Source organism: [Scytonema hofmanni] UTEX 2349 (genome assembly GCF_000582685.1).
GTDB classification, from domain to species: domain Bacteria; phylum Cyanobacteriota; class Cyanobacteriia; order Cyanobacteriales; family Nostocaceae; genus Hassallia; species Hassallia hofmanni.
Genome location: NZ_KK073768.1, coordinates 3,225,948 through 3,245,325, shown reverse-complemented (window position 1 = coordinate 3,245,325; position 19,378 = coordinate 3,225,948). Strand labels below are relative to the sequence as shown.

Annotated in this window: 18 protein-coding genes; 11 read left to right on the top strand and 7 right to left on the bottom strand. The window is 41.1% G+C overall.

Annotated features, from left to right (window positions below):
* Nucleotides 1-18 precede the first annotated feature (18 nt).
* From TOL9009_RS47475 to TOL9009_RS39765, 6 genes are all read left to right on the top strand, one after another.
* Complete coding sequence (locus tag TOL9009_RS47475; RefSeq protein ID WP_186227600.1) at nt 19-156, top strand: hypothetical protein; 138 nt, start codon at nt 19-21, stop codon at nt 154-156.
* 307 nt (nt 157-463) lie between these two features.
* A complete protein-coding gene (locus tag TOL9009_RS0119505) occupies nt 464-1,579 on the top strand; it encodes a glycosyltransferase (RefSeq protein ID WP_029634270.1) in 1,116 nt (371 codons plus the stop codon).
* 110 nt (nt 1,580-1,689) lie between these two features.
* On the top strand, nt 1,690-2,823 hold the full coding sequence (locus TOL9009_RS39775; RefSeq protein WP_051502958.1) for a glycosyltransferase: 1,134 nt from the start codon (nt 1,690-1,692) through the stop codon (nt 2,821-2,823).
* Nucleotides 2,824-2,936: 113 nt separating this feature from the next.
* Nucleotides 2,937-4,199, top strand: coding sequence for a glycosyltransferase family 4 protein (locus TOL9009_RS0119495; RefSeq protein WP_029634269.1), 1,263 nt, complete (start codon nt 2,937-2,939; stop codon nt 4,197-4,199).
* A gap of 133 nt (nt 4,200-4,332) precedes the next feature.
* Complete coding sequence (locus TOL9009_RS39770) at nt 4,333-5,682, top strand: hypothetical protein (protein ID WP_051502957.1); 1,350 nt, start codon at nt 4,333-4,335, stop codon at nt 5,680-5,682.
* Nucleotides 5,683-5,884: 202 nt separating this feature from the next.
* Nucleotides 5,885-7,129, top strand: coding sequence for a glycosyltransferase (locus tag TOL9009_RS39765; protein ID WP_051502956.1), 1,245 nt, complete (start codon nt 5,885-5,887; stop codon nt 7,127-7,129).
* Here the strand turns inward: TOL9009_RS39765 and TOL9009_RS0119470 are convergent.
* The 7 genes from TOL9009_RS0119470 to TOL9009_RS0119440 all read right to left on the bottom strand — a co-directional run bounded on the left by TOL9009_RS0119470 (nt 7,088) and on the right by TOL9009_RS0119440 (nt 14,721).
* Nucleotides 7,088-8,326 (bottom strand): nucleotidyltransferase domain-containing protein, encoded by a 1,239-nt coding sequence (locus tag TOL9009_RS0119470; protein ID WP_029634268.1) that lies wholly within the window; start codon nt 8,324-8,326, stop codon nt 7,088-7,090. The two genes, TOL9009_RS39765 and TOL9009_RS0119470, sit on opposite strands and share 42 nt — an antisense overlap.
* 24 nt (nt 8,327-8,350) lie before the next feature.
* Nucleotides 8,351-10,222 carry an ABC transporter ATP-binding protein gene (locus TOL9009_RS0119465; RefSeq protein ID WP_029634267.1) on the bottom strand — a complete coding sequence of 624 codons (1,872 nt, stop codon included), beginning with the start codon at nt 10,220-10,222 and terminating at the stop codon, nt 8,351-8,353.
* 130 nt (nt 10,223-10,352) lie between these two features.
* Nucleotides 10,353-11,291 carry a phosphoenolpyruvate carboxykinase (ATP) gene (locus tag TOL9009_RS39760; RefSeq protein ID WP_051502955.1) on the bottom strand — a complete coding sequence of 313 codons (939 nt, stop codon included), beginning with the start codon at nt 11,289-11,291 and terminating at the stop codon, nt 10,353-10,355.
* Nucleotides 11,292-11,614: 323 nt separating this feature from the next.
* Entirely contained in the window at nt 11,615-11,809 is a 195-nt protein-coding gene (locus tag TOL9009_RS0119455) for a lasso peptide (protein ID WP_029634266.1), read from the bottom strand.
* A 128-nt stretch (nt 11,810-11,937) separates the two neighbouring features.
* Complete coding sequence (locus tag TOL9009_RS0119450) at nt 11,938-13,959, bottom strand: lasso peptide isopeptide bond-forming cyclase (protein ID WP_029634265.1); 2,022 nt, start codon at nt 13,957-13,959, stop codon at nt 11,938-11,940.
* The gene (locus TOL9009_RS0119445; protein WP_029634264.1) at nt 13,956-14,396 is read right to left on the bottom strand and encodes a lasso peptide biosynthesis B2 protein; all 441 of its coding nucleotides are present in this window, start codon (nt 14,394-14,396) and stop codon (nt 13,956-13,958) included. Before TOL9009_RS0119445 ends, TOL9009_RS0119450 begins: the two co-directional genes overlap by 4 nt.
* Nucleotides 14,397-14,406: 10 nt before the next feature.
* A complete protein-coding gene (locus TOL9009_RS0119440; RefSeq protein WP_029634263.1) occupies nt 14,407-14,721 on the bottom strand; it encodes a PqqD family peptide modification chaperone in 315 nt (104 codons plus the stop codon).
* A gap of 942 nt (nt 14,722-15,663) precedes the next feature.
* Here TOL9009_RS0119440 and TOL9009_RS0119435 point away from each other — a divergent pair.
* The 5 genes from TOL9009_RS0119435 to TOL9009_RS0119410 all read left to right on the top strand — a co-directional run bounded on the left by TOL9009_RS0119435 (nt 15,664) and on the right by TOL9009_RS0119410 (nt 19,300).
* A complete protein-coding gene (locus TOL9009_RS0119435) occupies nt 15,664-16,029 on the top strand; it encodes a ferredoxin thioredoxin reductase catalytic beta subunit (RefSeq protein WP_029634262.1) in 366 nt (121 codons plus the stop codon).
* A complete protein-coding gene (locus tag TOL9009_RS0119430) occupies nt 16,026-16,430 on the top strand; it encodes a DUF309 domain-containing protein (RefSeq protein ID WP_029634261.1) in 405 nt (134 codons plus the stop codon). The genes TOL9009_RS0119435 and TOL9009_RS0119430 overlap by 4 nt, the downstream gene beginning before the upstream one ends.
* A 271-nt stretch (nt 16,431-16,701) precedes the next feature.
* Complete coding sequence (locus TOL9009_RS0119425; protein WP_029634260.1) at nt 16,702-17,202, top strand: LptA/OstA family protein; 501 nt, start codon at nt 16,702-16,704, stop codon at nt 17,200-17,202.
* Between the two features lie 31 nt (nt 17,203-17,233).
* Nucleotides 17,234-17,962, top strand: coding sequence for an LPS export ABC transporter ATP-binding protein (gene lptB / locus TOL9009_RS0119420; RefSeq protein ID WP_029634259.1), 729 nt, complete (start codon nt 17,234-17,236; stop codon nt 17,960-17,962).
* 207 nt (nt 17,963-18,169) lie between these two features.
* Complete coding sequence (locus TOL9009_RS0119410; protein WP_029634258.1) at nt 18,170-19,300, top strand: LptF/LptG family permease; 1,131 nt, start codon at nt 18,170-18,172, stop codon at nt 19,298-19,300.
* Nucleotides 19,301-19,378: the final 78 nt, after the last annotated feature.

Here is a 19,378-nt window from a genome sequence, read left to right as displayed (position 1 = left end):
TAAAGACGGGTGATTTTTGTGGAATCTACGCATGTTAAACTTACATCTTGCAGCTTTTGGGAACTGCACTTAGCACTCAGCTTAATTGGTAAAAAAATTCTGCATATATTACTCAAGCCTATGCAACTATATCCGGAAGAAATCAAATCTTTATAAATTAATTACATGATTTTTGCAAAAATTAGCTTTTTTTTACATAGCTCAAAGCCAAACTACACAGCTATTACGGCACTTTCTTATTAAATTAATGATGTTTTTCAGTAGATTTGCTAATTAAAATTTCCGGAATGTGTGCCAATGTGCCGAAAAACTATGACAGCATCGTTTAAGGGAAACTACGGTAAAACACGTTTTTAGGTCTTTTAGTGCGAATGAGATGACTTATTTTTAAAGTGAAAATTGAAAATTTTTCCAACTTGTGTTGGTTTAAGAATGTGCCGAGTATAAAGTTAAGGATGAATATATGCAAGAACTGCAAACCGAAAAGCTACAACCACTCAAACTTCCCCAACTAAAAGAATTGCCTTTAGTTTCAATACTGATTGCCAACTATAACTACGAAAAGTACATTGGGGAAACTTTAGAGAGTGTACTTTCTCAGACCTACCCAAATTGGGAAGCGATCGTTTGTGATGACGGCTCTAAAGATAACTCCTGTGAAGTCATCGAAACTTATGTCCAGAAAGACTCCCGAATCAAGCTGATACGTCAGCAGAATGGTGGTGTAGCTTCTGCATTAAATACAACTTACAGCAAAAGCAACGGTCAAATCATCTGTTTACTTGATGCAGATGATGTGTGGATGCCCCATAAGGTACAAAAAGTTGTTGAAGCGTTTCAATTTAATCCTAAGGGCGGCTTTGCCATTCACGATGTCTATCAAATTGATGGTCAAGGAAAGTTGATCAAACCGACACCTATGCTGAAAAATTTAGCATCAGGCTGGGTGGCATTATCTGGATTAGAAAATGGCGGTAAATTTGAAAACATACCCCCCGCTTCTGCACTTTGTATCCGTCGCGAGTTAGGGGACTTAATCTTCCCAATGAACGAAGAGTTTACGCGCAATGCTGATAGTCTAATTTTCCGTCTCGCTCCCTTTATCACTGAAATAGTACCTATATCAGAAGTACTTAGTAAGTTTCGCTTACACGGTGCAAATCTTACGAGTTTTACCTCCATCACAACCGACATATTGGTACGGGAGCACGAGACTGCAAAACGAGTACACCAAGAACAGAAGCAGTTTCTCAAAAAGATTTATGGTGTAGAGGTGGCAGAAAGTCTAGCGGGTCTGGAAGCTAATCCCTGGCACTATTACGAACGCTACTTGTTGGCTCGCTTTCAAGGTGCAACCAAGTCAGAAAGAAGGGAAATTCACCAGCGACTTGTAGCGCATCCGCAGTTTCACAAAGTTTTTGTTTACAAGCCTTTGAAATGGTTACTTCAATCAGGTGAGTATTTATCGAATGCTGTATTTTTAGCGTTGTTTAATCAGATATCCCACGAAAGTGGACTTAAGCGTCTGGCAAGATTAATTCTAAAGGGAACGATTGGGTTATTTATCTCAAAAAGATGAAAGAAGTCAGCAAAGCATTGGTGATTAGGACTATTTTTTTTCTCTTATGAAGAGTGTATCTAACTCCGCAAATTTAAATTTTGTTTAACTACGTTGTACAAGGACAATAGATGAGTCAGAGATCAATTGCTATCTTTACCTGGGGTTTAGACGGCGGAGCATTCACAAATCTTCCAGTAGCTCTGACTAAAGGCTTTTGGAACTTGGGAGTCACAGACTTATACGTCTTGTACCTTTCAAAAGGACCAGCAGAGGATATCACTTTTCCAGAAGGTGTCAAATTAGTGCCACTGGGTATTGAGCGGTCTATGGCATCTCCCATTGCCCTAGCTAAGTTTTTGAGAGCTGTCAAGCCAGATGTACTAATCTCCATGCCCACAATCATTAGTATCCCTGCAATTATGGGATGGCTGTTAGCTGGTGTGCGCCAGACAAAATTTGTGATTTACCAAGGAGATACTCTCACCTCTGATATTGCGATCGACCACAAGCATGACCTACGGATGCAAATCATGCCTTGGTTAGCAAGGCTGTTGTATCCCACAGCTAATGGGTTAACCACCGTTAGCCAAGGTGTCCTTGACATCCTCAAGGAAGATCGTATCCCCATGCCCTCCAATCGTGTGGCAGTAATCCCGAATCCTGTAGATGTCGATGATTTTTTAATCCGCAGCCAAGCAGCACCGGAACATCCCTGGCTTCAGCACAAAGACCAACCAGTGATTGTTAGTCTTGGGCGTTTAGTGAAGCGCAAAAACTATCCCCTGCTTTTGCAAGCGGTTGCAAAAGTCCGAAGCCAGTTGAAAGTCAAGCTGATTATTTTGGGAGAAGGTCCAGAAAGAAAACACTTGGAGGAAGTGATTGCGAAACTAGGTTTGCAGGAGTGTGTCAGCTTACCTGGTCATGTGGCTAATCCTTGGAGCAACATTGCCAAAGCCGATGTTTTTGTCATGTCGTCACTGGATGAAGCGTTTTGCCTAGCATTGGTAGAAGCGATGGCTTGTGGAGTACCCGTTATCTCTACGGATGCCATTGGTGGGGGTCCTCGCAGCATCTTAGAAGATGGCAAATATGGAAATTTAGTGCCAATAGATGATCCAGAAGCTTTAGGCACAGCAATTTACAAAGTTCTAACTTCAAAAGATTGGCGCAATCAATTGATTACAGCTAGCCAGCGGCAGAGTGAAGCGTTTAAGCCGGAAGCGATCGCCCAGCAGTGGCTCAGATTTCTAGAACAACTGTAGCTAAAAGTAACGCCAGAAAAAATCAATAATCGTTTTGAATGCATAGTCTTTTGAGATAGTGATACAGCTTTTATTTTTGTAGAAATCAAACTTGACACTGGAGAATTTCATCCATGAAAGTCCTTCTATCTGCTTATGCATGTGAACCAGGTCGCGGATCTGAACCAGGAGTGGGCTGGAACATGGCTTGCCAGATTGCTAAATACCATAAAGTCTGGGTTTTGACTTCAAATACTCATCGTCCAACTATTGAGGCAGAACTGGCTCGTAACCAACAGCCCAACCTGAACTTCGTTTTTCTCGATCCATTTGGTTGGGTCTATGACTGGTCTTATGAAGGAAAGCGATCGCAATGGCTAGTCTACCTCCACTACTACTTATGGCAAATTTGGGCATATTTTAGAGCCAGAAGACTCCATCAAGAGATTGGCTTTGATATTGCACACCACATAACCTATGGTCGATATTCGAGTCCGAGTTTTCTTGTCTTTCTTCCTGTACCCTTTGTCTGGGGTCCAGTTGGAGGCGCGGAATCTACACCTAAAGCATTCTGGCAAGACTTCAGCAGACGCGCTAAAGTTTATGAAACTCTACGTAACCTTTTGCGCTGGGTGGGTGAGCTTGACCCATTTGTGCATCTTACGGCTCGCCGAAGTACTGTTGCGATAGTGACGACTCCAGAAACCGCGACCCATTTGAATGTTTTAGGTGCTAAAAGAATTGAATTTTTGCCTGGACAAACTGGAATTAATCAACAAGAGTTTGCTCGTCTTGAAAAACTTGCGGTTTCATCTGACGAAACTGTTATCAGATTTGTCAGCATAGGACGTCTTTTACACTGGAAAGGATTTCATCTCGGTCTCAAGGCATTTGCTCAGACTGGTTTAGAGCAGAGTGAGTACTTGATTATTGGGGAAGGACCCGAAAGAAAAAGGCTGGAAGAACTTGCCAATCAGCTGGGAATTGCAGACAGAACATTTTTTTTGGGAGCAATATCTCGTGAAGAAACCTTTCAAACATTAGCAAAGTGCCATGTAGTAGTACATCCCGCACTGCATGATTTTTCACCAACTGTCTGCTTAGAGGCTATGGTGGCAAGGCGTCCAGTAGTCTGCCTGAATTTAGGCGGACCAGCTATCCAGATCACAGAGGAAACTGGCTTTAAGATTCACGCTCAAACGCCTGAGCAAACAGTGAGCGATCTTGCTAAGGCAATGACGGTGCTAGCCAAAGACCCAAATTTGAGATTGCGTATGGGTCAAGCTGGACACAAGAGGGTGATAGAAGCTTTTAGTTGGCAAAGTAAAGGGCGCTACTTTGCTCAACTTTACGAAGAAATTTCAACTCAAGATAAATCCTACTTGAAATTGGGTTAGAAAATTATGAAAAAAAGCCAGAACTGAGAATTCACATGGGAGAGGCTGGAAAAAAAAGGGTATGGGAAGTCTACAACTGGGAAGTTAAGGGAAAATATTTAGCTCAAATCTATCAAACCGTAGCAGGAAATTCATGAGTTCAGCAACATCACCTCAACCTCAAGCAGGAATTATCACAAGGTCTAGCTTAATCGTGATATTTCTCGCTTCTGTTATGTTCCCACGTGTTTTAACAGCACTAAAAGTCCCATCAGTTGTTAACTTTTTGCATTTCGCTTTGGTTATAGTCTTATTTGTATGGGTAGTACCGAAAATTCGTAGCCAAATTGCTGGAAAACTCCTGGTTGGACTGATGATTTTTCTGGGAATAATTATATCTAGTGCCATGTTCAATAAAGCAGGCGTTATCAATGTCATTCTCAGCTTTTTGATGCTTGCCGAACCTTTTATGATGTTGATAGCAATTGTCAGTACAAAAGTACCTGAATCTAGTATTAAAAAATTTCAATTTTGGATATTTTCATTTGTCTATATTCATCTAGCTTTTGTATATTTTCAGAAGTTTATTATCAATCCATATTCTCCAGATGAGATTAAGGGAATTTTTTTGAAGATGGGAGCGGGACACCATGTAGGAGGTGATGTTGCCCTAACTTTTGGCGTTTATTTCCTTCTGTGTTCCGGCGTTCGTTCACTATGGTTACGCATATTTGTATTTATTTTATGTATGGGAAACATTCTTTATGCTGATGTGAAACAGGTAGTCATTGCATTTCTAGTTTCCTGGTTTCTCTTGATACTTACGCAGATGAAGGAGATAGTGAAAGCAATAATGTATTTAGGAATTGCTATTCCAATTACTATTGGAGTTCTGAAAATCATCAACACTCTGTACTCTGGAATACGCTACATATCTGATATGGAGGTAGTTACAGAAGCTTTTCAATATAAATTATCTGTATTTTCTATTATTAGCTCCTTCTATAAGTCAGATATAAATTGGTTGTTTGGACTTGGACCAGGTCATACTATTAGCCGATTAGGTTGGCTAATGAAAGATTATCTACAACTTTTGCAACCATTAGGTATTACTGGCACTTCTGTTTTTGAGACAGTATTTAACGCTCAAGAGAGCTACTACTGGTCTAATAGTATTACTGGCTCTAGTATGTACTCTTTATTATTCTCTTGGGCAGGTATTTGGGGAGATTTAGGGTTTCTAGGATTGGGAGTATATTTGTATCTCTGGTTCTTGGTCTGGAATTATATCTGTTTAGATAAAGTTTCCAAGTTTTTCCTAATTACTGTGTTTGTTGCTGGACTAATATTTTCTTGGATGGAAGAACCTGCTTTTATGCTTTTTGTCGCTAGTTTAATTGGACTGCAATGGCAAAAACATCAAGCTGAGAAATCTAACAAATTATGGCAGCACAAAATGCAAGACAATTTTTTTGTTCAAAAACCATTAGGAGAAAAAGCCTAATTTTAGCTTCAATTAAATGCATAATAAATTAACAATCAATCTTGTTACAGCACTTCCCGGTGTCATGAGGTACAAGAACCCCACCCCCAACCCCCTCCCCGCAAGCGATGAGGGGGCTATTATGTACCTCATAACAAAGGAATCTGCTGTATATGGAATCATATAATGCCTAATTTTTTTTAAGTTTAAAACTATCACAGAAATGAACATTTTAATTATCCATAATCGCTATCAACTTGCTGGGGGAGAGGATGCTGTTGTACAAGCTGAAGCGGAATTGTTAAAGTCTTACGGACATGATGTTTCAGTTTTAGAAGTAGACAACGACAGCATTGTAGGAGTATGGGGTAAAGCAAAAGCAGCCTTTTCGGCAATTTACTCTTTTTCATCAAGAAACCTGGTGAGTAATGCGATCGCTCAACACAATATTCAAGTTGTTCACATACACAACTTTTTCCCACTACTCTCCCCATCTGTATACGATGCTTGTCGAGATGCGGTTGTGCCTGTTGTGCAGACACTACACAATTATAGATTGGGTTGCCCAAAAGCTATGCCCTTTCGGGAAGGTCGAGTTTGCGAAGAGTGTATTGGCAAAGCCTTACCTCTGCCTGCTGTAGTGCATGGCTGTTACCGAGGTTCCCGCGTTGAAAGTGCAGTGGTAGCAAGCATGTTAGCGGTGCATCGCTTAAGGCAAACTTGGCAAGAACGGGTGGATGGTTACATTGCTTTGACCCAGTTTCAGAAAGATAAACTAGTGGAAGCCGGACTTCCTAGTGAGAAGATTTACATTAAATCTAACTTTGTATTTACGCCAGATACCATAGCAGAAACCAGCTATGATGGTGATTACGCACTTTTTGTCGGGCGACTTTCAGAAGAAAAAGGTGTTGCTACCCTAATTGATGCTTACAAACAAGGCAATCTAAGTATTCCCCTAAAAATTGTTGGTGACGGTCCATTAAACGACGTACTACAGCAGCAGGTACGGACGTTGGGGTTAGAGAATATGATTACCTTTCTTGGGCAGCAAAATAAGTCAGTTGTGTTGAATTTAATGCGTAAAGCCCAGTTTTTAGTCTTTCCCTCTATCTGGTATGAAGGTTTTCCCTTAACAATTGCCGAGGCATTTGCCTGTAGTCTACCTGTCATTGCAGCAAAATTAGGTAGTATGGCAGAGATTGTAGAAAATGGGGTAACTGGTTTACATTTTGAAGCCGGAAGTGCAGTAGATTTGGCAGCAAAAATAACATGGGCAACTACTCATCCTGAAGCGATGATTGCAATGAGAAAACATGCTCATTCTATGTATCAAACCAGGTATACTCCTGAAGCAAATTACTACCAGTTGATAGAAATTTATCAACTGGTAATCAACAAAAATATGTCTAAACTTGCTAGTATTTCATTCTCTAAATCTTCGCTTCAGTCCGTAGATTCTAATTAAGCGAATAAGTCGGAGAGGATAGTACAAGAAAGATAGAAATTGAGGTAGCGGCAGAAACACTTCGTCTGCTACTGTTGGAACAACTAAATGCTCAAAACAGTACCAAATTTTATCCAATGGGTGTTCTATCATGCTTAAGTGAAACAATGATCTATTAACTTTCTGGCTTGGAAGTAAACTTTCAGTTTGATAGAAAAGTTGTGTATAAATCTGGGAAGCGAGGGACTTCACTAGTGGGTCGGCTTGTATTTGCTGTAAGATGGTTTTTGGAAGCTTTACTTCTAGAAGTTCATGCCCTAGTAAAAGACCAAGTAAGAGGATTCGCGTCATCCGTAACTTAATCGCGCGATCGCAAACCTGCTCCCAATTTATCTCACCACAGGTACAAAGCACTTGAGCAATATCACAAATCCGGTTCAACTGTTGCCAACAATCCTTAGCTCCCTGAGAACAGAGGATTAAGATTGAATCCTCCGAAGAAAGATTGAGAACCATTCTATTCGCAAAAGGCTTTGGTTGAGCATACTCCCATAGCCATTCAGTATCATACAAAAATGAGAATTGCTTTGGTAACATCCCATGATGGAGATCTATAGTAACGCGATCGCGCTCATCAACCATATGCAGTTCCCAATGGGATTGAAGGTAAGCCTTTTGTTGTTTGTCTTTGAGAGAACTAAGGTAAGCTGCTTCTTTCTCACTATTATTAGAGTATGGTTGGTATCCTTGAGTAGTCAGTAGTTCTTTTGCCTTCAAAAAATCTTCTTTGCGAACTAGAATATCTAAATCAAAAAAATCTCGACGTGAGATATCACCATAAGCTGATATAGCTAAGATCGGACCTTTGAATGGAATCACAGGTATATCATTTGCCCCAAAAAGCTCCAATAGCTTGAGCAGTTTGCTTGTTAACATCAGGTTGCGTTGAGTTCTCGCATACTGGTTATGTTGAAACTGCTGTTGGAAACTTGCAGGAATTAATTGTGGGCATATATTACTGAGGTTGCTGTAAAGAAGCGGTATTACACCGTGTCTATATGCTGTTTGGATTAGGTATTGCCAGTCAATATTTTCTTGAACCAAATCTTTAATGCGATCGCTATCAATTTGTGGACGAACGCAATTAAGAAGTAACTCTATTTCCAAACATAATTTTTTTTCTGAAATCCAGGTGTTTTGTTTAGATATAAGTTGCATTTTTGGTAATTAATCTAATTAATTTTACTTTGTCAATGAGTTTTGCTCACTAACTATGGCACTTCCACTCGACTCCATTTGGTCTTTCCAAGATTGAGCATAAAAACCACCCTGACCAAGCAATTCATCATGGGTACCTGACTCCACAATTTGCCCAGCACGCATGACGTGAATGATGTCAGCTCGCATCGCTAATGTAAAGCGGTGAGTAATTACCACCGCAGTGCGATCGCTTGCTAATGTGCGAAATCTCTCTAACCAATCATGTTCTGCCCAAGGGTCCATTGCGCTTGTTGGTTCATCTAAAATGATGATTTGGGCACGTCTAAAAAATGCCCGTGCTAATGCCAAACGTTGCCATTGACCACCGCTTAAATCAGTTCCTTCCGGAAACAACTTACCCAACATAGCGTTATAACCTAGAGGCAAGCGCTTAATCTTATCGTGAATACCTGACGCTTTAGCAGCTGCTTGAATTTCTGTGTAATTTGATGCTGCGGATATGTCACCCAAACCAATATTTTCCCCAGCGGTAGTATAGTAAGGAATTGGTGACTGGAACAAAACAGTAATTAATCTGCGAAATGCTTTCACCGAAAAGTTACGCAAATCAATACCATCTAGTTCAATACTTCCCGACTCCGGGTCATAAAAGCGGCATAAAAGCTTAATTAGCGTACTTTTACCAGCACCATTATCACCCACAATCGCCACAATTTTACCAGCCGGCAGCGTCAAGTTAAAATTATCTAAAACTGGTTCTGATGTACCAGGGTAGCGGAAGGTGACTTGCCGAAAACGAATTCCCTTTTTAGGTGTTGACGGTACGGGAACAGGATTAAGCGGATCTACAATTTTGGGCTGTATTTGTAAGAATTCAAATAAGTTAGCCAGAAACAAGCTATTGCGATAAATTTGTCCCAGGTTGTTTAATAGATCCCTAACAATGCTTTGTCCTTGACTGAATGCCTGAAAAAACAGAGCTAAGTCTCCTAAAGTCAAAATTCCTAGCAATACCTGCCGTCCTATCCAGGCTATAGCTCCACCAGAAATTAACAGTGCAATTATGGTAGCAACAAAGCGACCTAATGTTTGCAGTTTCAATAGACGGAATTGTTCGTGTCTCAGGCGCCGACGCAGATTATGGTAAGATGATTGAAAGTAATCTGCATAATCAAACAATCGCACTTCCGCTGCCGTGGCATTGTTTGTCAGCAAGTAGTCATAATACGTCAGCCATCGGCGATCGGTTGTTGTACGTTGTGACCATTGATACTGAATTTTATTTAAATATGTCAAAACATAGAAAGCAGGAAAAGCACTGACTACTAAAGTGATGGGTAGACCAAAACCATAAGGAGCCAAGATTGCAGCCATCGCAAATAAAGTAACGGTGTTTTGTAAGAATCTGCCAGTATTTTCTAGTAAAGCAAGCGATCGCCCACTTGCACCCTCCCGCGCTCTGTCAAGTTTGTCATTATACTCAGAGGATTCATAAAAGCCATAATCCACAGCCACAGACTGTTTTTGAATCAAACCAGTGACGTAATCCTGTACCAATTCTGACTGAGCCGTGCGAATCCATTCAGCAACACTATTTAAAACCTCCCCCACTAGCACGATACCTGCCATTAACCCCACTGGTATAATTACTTTTTGAACATTTGCCGCAGAAATGCCCGATCCAGTTACTGACACCAAAGCATTGATTGCCCGTGGGGTGAGGGAAATCGAAGCTGCCGGAATCAATCCTTGAACCAGCAGCAAAATTATCCAAGCCACAGTCCAGTAGCGAGACGCTGCCCACACCAAGCTGAGAGTTTTGACTAAATGTGAGAATATGGTGTTGGCGCTACGGAGTTTGCTAATCAAGATATTAAAACCCTGTGAATTCAACAATAATCATCGAACTGAAGCCCTCAGGCTGGAAGTCTGGGGCTACAGAAACAAAGCAGGCACACGCAGGCTAATAAGGCGCATCTTCATTAAAAATTAGTATAAATACTAAAAATAAAAGTGATGCTAGCTACATCATTGAAGCCCACGCAGGTGGGCTTAGTTCGTATAGCCCCAGGCTTCCAGCCTGAGGGGCTTGTGCGGTTAATTCTGCCAAGTCATCCTCAACTAGCTTCACAAGCTCAGGTAAATCTCCTAGAGAAGGTTTACGCGTAAACCGAGAAAATCTGACGTTTTTGATAAGTTCGCCACAAAAATGTAAATGCTCTGCCATAAATTCCTGTTCAGAGATTGAGCTAATAGCGCGAGTATGACGCACCAATTCAACGAATGCTTCTTGGGGTTTAATTCTGGTAATTTTGTGTTCGCTTCCCTTATCCAATACATAAATATGATGTAATGGAATCGGAGTTTGTTGGAAACCACGAGAGAGTTTGTATGCTACTTTGAATGAGTTTTGCGAAACAGGCAATAAGCTTTTAGTATCGTGTCCTAAAGATGTTGCAGCGTCCGGGCAAAGTTTAAATTGGGGATAGCTGGGAAAAACAACAGGTTGACCTGTCTTAATTTGGATTGGTAGTACATCATCAGTTAAAACATCATAGCCGCGATTATGAAAAGCAGTTGCCAAAGTTGATTTACCCCAACCGGAACCACCCATAAATGCGACACCTTTGTGATTGATGTTAATACAACTAGCATGTAGAACTAACAAACCCCTTTGTCGCAGCAGTACGCATAATATAGGTCCTAGAAGTACAGTGCGAAGAAGAGATTCGTCCACATCCGCTAGAGGATTAATAATAATTTCTCGTCCATTGCGAATAAAACACTCAGCTACTTCTGGCATTTCTCCCAGAAAATTTTGACCGCCATCATGTTGCATTGCGGTTGCATTATCTATTTTGCCAAACCGCACAATTACATCTGGCTCACCCTCAGTTTCAATTAGTTCGGGAAGTGGCAATTCCGAAGCAATGCACAAGTTGTAGGCTTTATAAAATTTCATATTGTGATTTTATTTAGTGCTAATAAAAACAGAGATTTAATGTAAATTCACCAAGGATTAGATTTTTTCACGCAATCATCTAGGATTGCTATAGGAATCCTAGATGATTTGTGGTGCGATTCGTGTTGTTCAGATTCCCGACTTCTTAGAGAAGTCGGGAATCTAACTTTCAACGTTTATTCCAAAACAGGCAAAAAATTGGGTATTTTCTGCTTCAGAAGAGTGGAATTGCTACAGAGACAAACCAGGAATTTGGTATTGCCTCTGTGTCTACCTCACTAAATAAGTTCTACAGCTTGAAATCAAAGATTTTACTGGTAGAACTATTTAGGAACGCAATCCAAGTTATGTGCCGTACCCTTACAGTCTAAATCTATCGAATCGACGTCATTACTATTAGATATAACGTTGCCGTTTAAAAACACAAAATCTTGCGCTGTTGGATTACCAAGAACTTGTGTAATGTCAGCAACATTACCGTGAACAGTCAATTTGGGAGCAGTGTAAGAACTTTTCATGATCTATTTCCTGATTTTGAGTGTGTTGATGTATTAGTCGTTGAAAGTAGTGCCCCATAATTGGACTTACGGTGTGGCATGGTTGTCGTAAATAGGACACCAGCCATAACCTGCCAAGACTGTTGGACTTACGGCGTCATTTGCTTGTAGTCGAACCACAAAGCTAAAGTAACTGCCTGCCAAATTGGTGTAATATCCTCATCTCTGACTTCATTTCCTGCTGATATCGATCGCTCATAAGCTGCTTGCAGGAAATCTGAATCAATGTATTTTTCCAAGTATCTAATCTGATTGGACATCACCTCATCCAGAATGTGGCGATCGCGATTCAACAGTCCATCGTCGAAATTGGCTGATAAATCTGCTTTTCCCCCACGCCATTGAACTTTTTCCGGTAGAATTCCTTCTAAGCCACGACGCATCACCATCCTTCCCCATCCTTGGTATAACTTCTGCTCGGCAGGCAATGCTAGGCAAAATTCAATTAGTCGCTTATCCATGAATGGATGACGCGCTTCTAAAGAAAACATTGCCGCATATTGATCCGCTCGTTCTAAGGTATAAGGCAATACACCTTGGGTAAGTCCTCGCCAATGTTGTTCTTTTGCGGTGAGGGGTTCTTGATTCGATGTACCAAACTTCTGGATTCGCTCATCTAAACCAACACCTTCTGCAAAGTTACCTTTGATAAGGGGAGTCTGGGAAACAAAGGAATTTGCAACTTTTGTTTCTTTGCGCTGCCAAAGTTGCCGTACTCGTTCTAGAACTGGTTTTAGTCCGTGATTTACGATCAACAATTTGCGCGAAACACCAAAATGTTTGTGGATTAGCCTTACTCCCTCAAAGAATGATATCCAACGGAACTGCTTTGCAAAATCCTTCAGGTAGGGCAGCCCATAACTCCGAAATGCGGCGTAAGGTGAGACATTAAAGTGTGGCGAAAATGCTTTAACTTCCTCTATACATGTTTTCCAATGTCCTTGACGTGCTAATTCGGTAAGCCTACTTACACCGTGGCAAACTGTGGTGTCTCCATCAAAACCATCTAGGGAAATCCGCAGTCCTAGTTCTTTAGCAGCGCGGTTTACAATCCAAGGATAAAAATGACTTGGACCCAAAAGACCTTCATCTTCGTACCGGAAAATGCTATCCAGGTTAGATAACGGACCAAACTTGTCACCGTGGACGTAGTGGGGAATCAATCCCCCCTGTTCTAGCACCGCATTCATAAAAGGGCGCTCGTCACACTCAGTAATTCTATCAAAAATAGTGGAGATTGTGTGTAGCGGAGTTGTCTTTTTTTCCGCAAGTAAATCCCGTGCCACACAGGTAACAGCCGAAGAATCTAATCCACCACTCAACTGGCTGGCGATGGGGAAGGCACTACGTAAGCGACAACGTACTGCCTCGGTAAAAATTTCCCGAAACTTCTCTGCGTAAGCCTCATCAGAATCCATCTTAATCTCACGATGGGGATCGAGTTCCCAGTAAGACCTTATCTCCATTCCTGACTGACTGACAACCATACTGTGAGCAGGGGGAAGCCGCAGAATATCTTGATAACTAGTGATGGCTCTGTCTTCCATCGTCAATGTCAAGTAATCGGCAATTCTAACTTCGTTGAGTCGGCGCGGAACTTCTTGCAAACATAATAGTGCCTTGATTTCTGAAGCAAATACAAGGGCTTTACCTGGTTGATAGTAGTAATAGAAGGGCTTGACTCCGAGATGGTCTCTAGCACAAAACAGAGACTGTTGTTGCTTATCCCAGATAGCAAAGGCAAAATCACCTAAAAGATGTTCTGGGCAAGATTCTTTCCATTTTTCATAAGCCGCCAATATCAGCTGGCTATCCGTAATTTTATCAGATACACAGTTATTTAATTGTAACTTATTTATAAGTTCATCACGGTTATCTATGCGAGCGTCTGATGTAATAATCAAATCGCCTGTAGAGTTAGCTAAAGGTAACTTTTCTAGCAGAGATTCGGGAGTAGTCCACAGCATCCGATGCCCAAAACCGATCGCTCCATGTATCCAGATGTCTGCACCATCGGGTCCTCGGTGTGCCAGGGTTTCCATCATCATTCCCAGGTCTTCCCGGTCTAGAGTGCGATCGCCCAAATAGTAAATTCCCATAATACCACTCATAATTTCACTCCTTGGAGAGATGGCAGTGGAATGAAACGTGAAAGGTCTACTAGATAACCCATGACAACCCGTCCTTGATGTTCTATCCAAGCGTGAGCTTCTAAGGTTCCTTTTTCTCCTTTAGCAACACCAATCCGCAGTTCACAAGAGTGACCGTAGCGACTCATTAGCACTTGAGTAGTCAAAGCGCGAGCTAGGCATTTTACCCCAGGCATATAGCGGCTAACTGCGTTTACAGCCCAAGCAATTTTGCGGACGGAAACTGGATTTGTCACTTGTAAGCGATCGCTTTGCCGACTAACTTTTGCTAACACTTTTAAAAGTGTGCGGAAGGGCATTATCCAAAGCCCTAACCTGATGGTTGCTAGTATTATTAAGGTCATGATTAAAAGCTGGCGATCGCGTAGCGTGTGCTTCGCACTCTGGCTCGCTCCCATCCGAAAAAAATTAAACAGTCGTATTATTTTTGACATCGATTAGTCCCGCAGCCAAAAGGTCTTCAAGTAATGCTCTCAGGTCGCGATCGCACTGTTGATCTTCAACTTCATACTCTTGCAGAAGCATCTGCTTAATATCTCTCACAGCTTTTGGTTCCTGAATCAAATTCCAAATCAGCGCTCCCACCTCATTTAATCCGTGATAAACTCCAGTCTTGAGATTGAGAATGACTGCTTCCCCACCCAGATCGGAAGAAATTTGTTCTTGATTTGCCTCTACTATAGAAGACTCGGAAATTTTCTCATCTAGTTGTTTTAAGTTCATATTTTCTAAATTTCCTTTGGCTATTTGATTAATGATGTATTTAGCTTTTGTATAAAGAATTTTTCTTCTACTTACGTATACATCCGGTAAATTTTCACCAAGTATCAAATATATTTTCCTAACCAAGTAAATCCTTTTAAGCGAATTCACTATCACTGTTGTATCATCATACACAAGCTATCAGAAACAATCTGTCTAAGTGCATACTTCGAGGGAGAAGTTATTCAACAAAATCACTACCTTTAAAAGAAATGCAAAATGGTGACAAAGCCTTTAAAGTCAGCGATCGCATCGATTAGATAGCAGTAATTAGTCCTGGTTTAAAATCTTGAGAAGGTTTGCTTGGCTACAATTTGCACAAGGGTAGATTTTACTAAAACAAGTAGCCTGGTAGAAGTATTTGGTAGATACTTACGTACCCTCTCTATCTGGAAGTATACATGTATATGCTAGCTTTGCCTCTCAAGTTCATGAAAAAAACATGACCACATTAAGGGAGTGTAAAAAAACAATTTATTATTATCAACCCTGATTCCTTTTTTTACTATTAACCCGTAAGTACCCAGAATTAGTGGTGGATATAAAACGGATGATAAGGAGGCGTTGCTGATTAGATGTATGAAAATGATTCTGCGTGATGCCAAAACCCTTGATTAGACGATTCTGTGCTACGTCTCTACATCCGGATTCATACCTGAATTCAGCAACGCCATGAGGATTCTATAATAGGACTTACGTACTCGTTACCAGAAAACAAGGCTTTGAGATTGCAACCGAAGCTATGTAGTTCGTGCGTAAGTCCTGTATAAGCGTAACGTTAGCAATTATTAAAAAACTTAACTAAACTTAAAAATCTGAGAATGGGGAAATACCCCCATTAATAGCTCACTGAGGCTGAGGTACAATGCAAAGAAATATTTAAATTATGAGACGCTCTCTCCTATGATCAGACCAGAAGTTAACACAAAATCCAGTGATAAAAACCTAGAGGCAATGCGTCATTTTTCCGAACAATACGCCAAGCGTACTGGAACTTACTTCTGTACTGAAGCCTCTGTAACCGCAGTTGTAATTGAAGGACTTGCCAAGCATAAAGACGACTTAGGGGCGCCTTTATGTCCTTGTCGTCACTACGAAGACAAAGCAGCTGAGGTAAGCGCGACATTTTGGAACTGTCCTTGTGTACCGATGCGAGAACGCAAAGAATGCCATTGTATGCTGTTTCTTACCCCAGATAACGATTTTGCAGGTGAAATGCAAGAAATTTCTTTAGAAACAATCAAAGAAGTTCGCGATAGCATGGGTTGATGGAAAGCATCCCCAGCGAGTTTTGGCAAGGCGTAGAGCAGTTCAATTCTGGGCAGTTCTATGCCTGTCACGATACTTTAGAGGCTCTATGGATCGAAGCATCAGAGCCAGAAAAAAGCTTTTATCAAGGCGTTTTGCAAATTGCCGTAGCCTTATATCATCTGAGTAATCTTAACTGGCGAGGCGCAGTAATTTTATTAGGAGAAGGAAGCAATCGCCTGGGACGTTATCCATCAATATACAGCGGTATTGATGTTGACCAATTATTAGATCAGAGTGCAACATTGTTGAGCGCACTACAAAAAGCCGGAGCAGACAAGATTACCACTGAGGACTTGAGTCAAGATGAAACCTTGACTTTACCCAAGATTTTACTCGTTAACGAATTAGGGGACGCTTGAATGCTTGGACAAGGAGACAAGGAGCTTCGCAACAAAAGCTGTGTAATGGCGAAACAATAAAGTTTTAGAAAGCGTCAAGAGTTTTAGCCAGTGCTTAATCCACAACTAGTCTAGATTGTGTATTGTATCCGAAACACGACTAAAACTGCGTTACTTATTGTTTCGTAGTAAGCACTTCAGTGCTTAATATTAAGCACTAAAGTGCTTACTACAATAAAACACTTAAGATAATTAAAGTAAAAATCAAATTCATCTTAAATCTTAAATTACTATCATGCCCTGGTATCAATTGCCTCAATTACACATACGTCGCTTTGGATTAGCCTTAATGTTACCAGTTGCTCTGGTGGGAACTATAGCCTTTCCCATCCAACTGCAAAGCGCTACAGCACAAACTTCTGGACAACAAGGACGCCCACTGCAAATTAAGTCTGATATCCAAGAATACGACGCCAAAACCCAAGTAGTAACAGCGCGTGGTAACGTACAAATGGTTTATCCGGCTCGGCAAATTCAAGCCACAGCTGCCCAAGCTCAATATTTTAGCAAAGAACGCCGCATCGATTTCAGTGGCAACGTTTATATTTTGCAACAGGGTGCTAATAGCATCCGAGCAGACAAAGTTACATATCTAATTGACGAAGGACGGTTTGTAGCATTACCGCAAAACAATCGCCAGGTAGAATCAATCTATTTGGTGAACGATACCAACGTCAACGCACCATCTGCGGCACCCGCACCAAAAACACCGCCTTTAAAGCGCTCCAATTAGAAATAATCGCTTTATTTAGGGTAGATCAACTGTGAAAATTGTTTTAGAAAACGTTCACAAATCTTACGGCAAGCGAGTTATTGTCAATCGTGTTAACATTTCTGTCGCTCAAGGAGAAATCGTCGGTTTACTCGGTCCCAATGGAGCTGGTAAGACAACCACATTTTATATTGCTACAGGTTTAGAAAAACCCGATCATGGAAACGTTTGGTTAGATAACCAGAATATTACTGACATGCCAATGCACAAAAGGGCGCGAATGGGTGTTGGCTATTTAGCGCAGGAACCAAGTATTTTTCGTGCCTTGAGTGTGCGAGATAACATTCTTTTAGTACTTGAGCAAACCAATGTGCCACGATTAGAATGGTCAGGGAGAGTACAAAATTTACTGCGGGAGTTGCGTTTGGAAAAAGTAGCTAACAGTAAAGGAATTCAACTTTCTGGAGGTGAGCGACGCCGGACAGAATTAGCCAGAGCTTTGGCTGCTGGGCGTTCGGGACCAACATTTTTGCTTTTAGATGAACCATTTGCCGGAGTTGATCCGATCGCTGTTTCGGAAATTCAGCATATTATCGCCAAATTGCGCGATCGCAATATGGGTGTCCTCATCACAGATCACAATGTCCGTGAAACTCTCGCCATCACAGATCGCGCTTATATCATGCGCGAGGGGCAAATTCTCGCCGCTGGTACTGCTGAAGAACTTTATAATAACCCGCTAGTTAGACAATATTACTTAGGCGATAACTTCCAGGTTTAGTCATGTGTCAGGAGATAAGAGGGGTAAAGGGGAAAGGAAAAAAGGGGAAAGGTATGGAAATAAAGAATTATTTTAAACAACTCATGATATTTTATTAACCCTTTCCCCCTTCCCCTTTACCCTTTTCCCCTCCCACTAATTAGTGACTAATGAATAATGAAATACAAGCCTTTTTATACCCTAAATTCTCTCCTGCCTTTTTCCATCATGGATCGCTACCTCACTAGCGAATTAATACCGCCATTTTTATTTGGTGTCGGTGCATTCTCATCAATTGGTGTCACAATTGATGCAGTATTTGAATTAGTGAGAAAAATAGTAGAATCCGGGCTACCAGTAGGAATTGCACTCCAAGTTTTTTTATTAACCCTGCCAAAGTTCGTTGTTTTAGCCTTTCCCATGTCTACGCTGCTAGCTACTTTGATGACTTACAGTCGTCTTTCTAGCGAAAGCGAATTGATTGCTTTGCGAGGATGTGGTGTAAGTGTTTATCGCATGGTATTAACTGCGGTATTTTTAAGTTTGCTGGTTACAGGATTGACATTTGTTTTCAACGAGCAAATTGCACCAGCAGCAAGTTACCAAGCCGCTGTTACCTTAGAAAAAGCCCTAAAATCGGACAAGCCACCTATTGCTAAACAGGATAACTTCCTTTATGCAGAAAAGCGAGATGTGAGGCAACCCGATGGTAAAAAGCAAAAAATTCTCATTCGCTTATATTACGCCGACCAATTTGATGGCGATCGCTTCAGAGGTTTGACAATTATAGATCGTTCCGACCAAAAAGCTCGGCAAGGTTTAAGTCAAATTGTCGTTGCAGATTCCGGCGAATGGAATCCATCGGAAAACACCTGGAATATTTACAAAGGTACCATTTATTTAGTAGCTCCTGATAGTTCTTATCGCAATATTGTGCGGTTTGAACAGCAACAATTACAATTGCCTCGCACAGCATTTGAACTAGCACAAAAAAGCAAAGATTACGACCAAATGAATATCGCTCAAGCGCTAGATCAACTGGAAATAGAACGTCTTGGCGGTGATGATAAAAAAATTCGCAAACTGAAAATTCGGATTCAACAAAAATTTGCCTTGCCCTTTGTATGTGTAGTTTTTGGCTTAGTAGGTGCTGCAATGGGAACCATACCACAGCGCACCGGACGAGGAACCAGTTTTGGTATTAGTGTCATAGTTATTTTTTCTTACTACTTATTTGGTTTTATTACTAGTGCGCTAGGAGAGGCAAATGTTCTCTCTCCCTTTATGGCAGCTTGGTTGCCGGATTTTCTTGGTTTAGGCACGGGTATATTCTTATTGATGCGAGCTGCTCGACGATAAATTACAACACAAAATAATCACATCTTATATCATGTTCGCGCTTATTACTTATTAAAACCGAAGAACCCCACCCCGCCA

Excerpts from the sequence above, each read along its gene's own strand:
- TOL9009_RS0119505 (WP_029634270.1), top strand. The coding sequence starts at position 464 with ATGCAAGAACTGCAAACCGAAAAGCTACAACCACTCAAACTTCCCCAA.
- TOL9009_RS0119450 (WP_029634265.1), bottom strand. The coding sequence starts at position 13,959 with ATGAGTGGTATTATGGGAATTTACTATTTGGGCGATCGCACTCTAGAC.
- TOL9009_RS0119435 (WP_029634262.1), top strand. The coding sequence starts at position 15,664 with ATGATCAGACCAGAAGTTAACACAAAATCCAGTGATAAAAACCTAGAG.
- TOL9009_RS0119440 (WP_029634263.1), bottom strand. The coding sequence starts at position 14,721 with ATGAACTTAAAACAACTAGATGAGAAAATTTCCGAGTCTTCTATAGTA.
- TOL9009_RS0119445 (WP_029634264.1), bottom strand. The coding sequence starts at position 14,396 with ATGGGAGCGAGCCAGAGTGCGAAGCACACGCTACGCGATCGCCAGCTT.
- TOL9009_RS39775 (WP_051502958.1), top strand. The coding sequence starts at position 1,690 with ATGAGTCAGAGATCAATTGCTATCTTTACCTGGGGTTTAGACGGCGGA.
- TOL9009_RS39760 (WP_051502955.1), bottom strand. The coding sequence starts at position 11,291 with ATGAAATTTTATAAAGCCTACAACTTGTGCATTGCTTCGGAATTGCCA.
- TOL9009_RS39765 (WP_051502956.1), top strand. The coding sequence starts at position 5,885 with ATGAACATTTTAATTATCCATAATCGCTATCAACTTGCTGGGGGAGAG.
- TOL9009_RS0119495 (WP_029634269.1), top strand. The coding sequence starts at position 2,937 with ATGAAAGTCCTTCTATCTGCTTATGCATGTGAACCAGGTCGCGGATCT.
- TOL9009_RS39770 (WP_051502957.1), top strand. The coding sequence starts at position 4,333 with ATGAGTTCAGCAACATCACCTCAACCTCAAGCAGGAATTATCACAAGG.
- TOL9009_RS0119455 (WP_029634266.1), bottom strand. The coding sequence starts at position 11,809 with ATGAAAAGTTCTTACACTGCTCCCAAATTGACTGTTCACGGTAATGTT.
- TOL9009_RS0119410 (WP_029634258.1), top strand. The coding sequence starts at position 18,170 with ATGGATCGCTACCTCACTAGCGAATTAATACCGCCATTTTTATTTGGT.
- TOL9009_RS0119470 (WP_029634268.1), bottom strand. The coding sequence starts at position 8,326 with ATGCAACTTATATCTAAACAAAACACCTGGATTTCAGAAAAAAAATTA.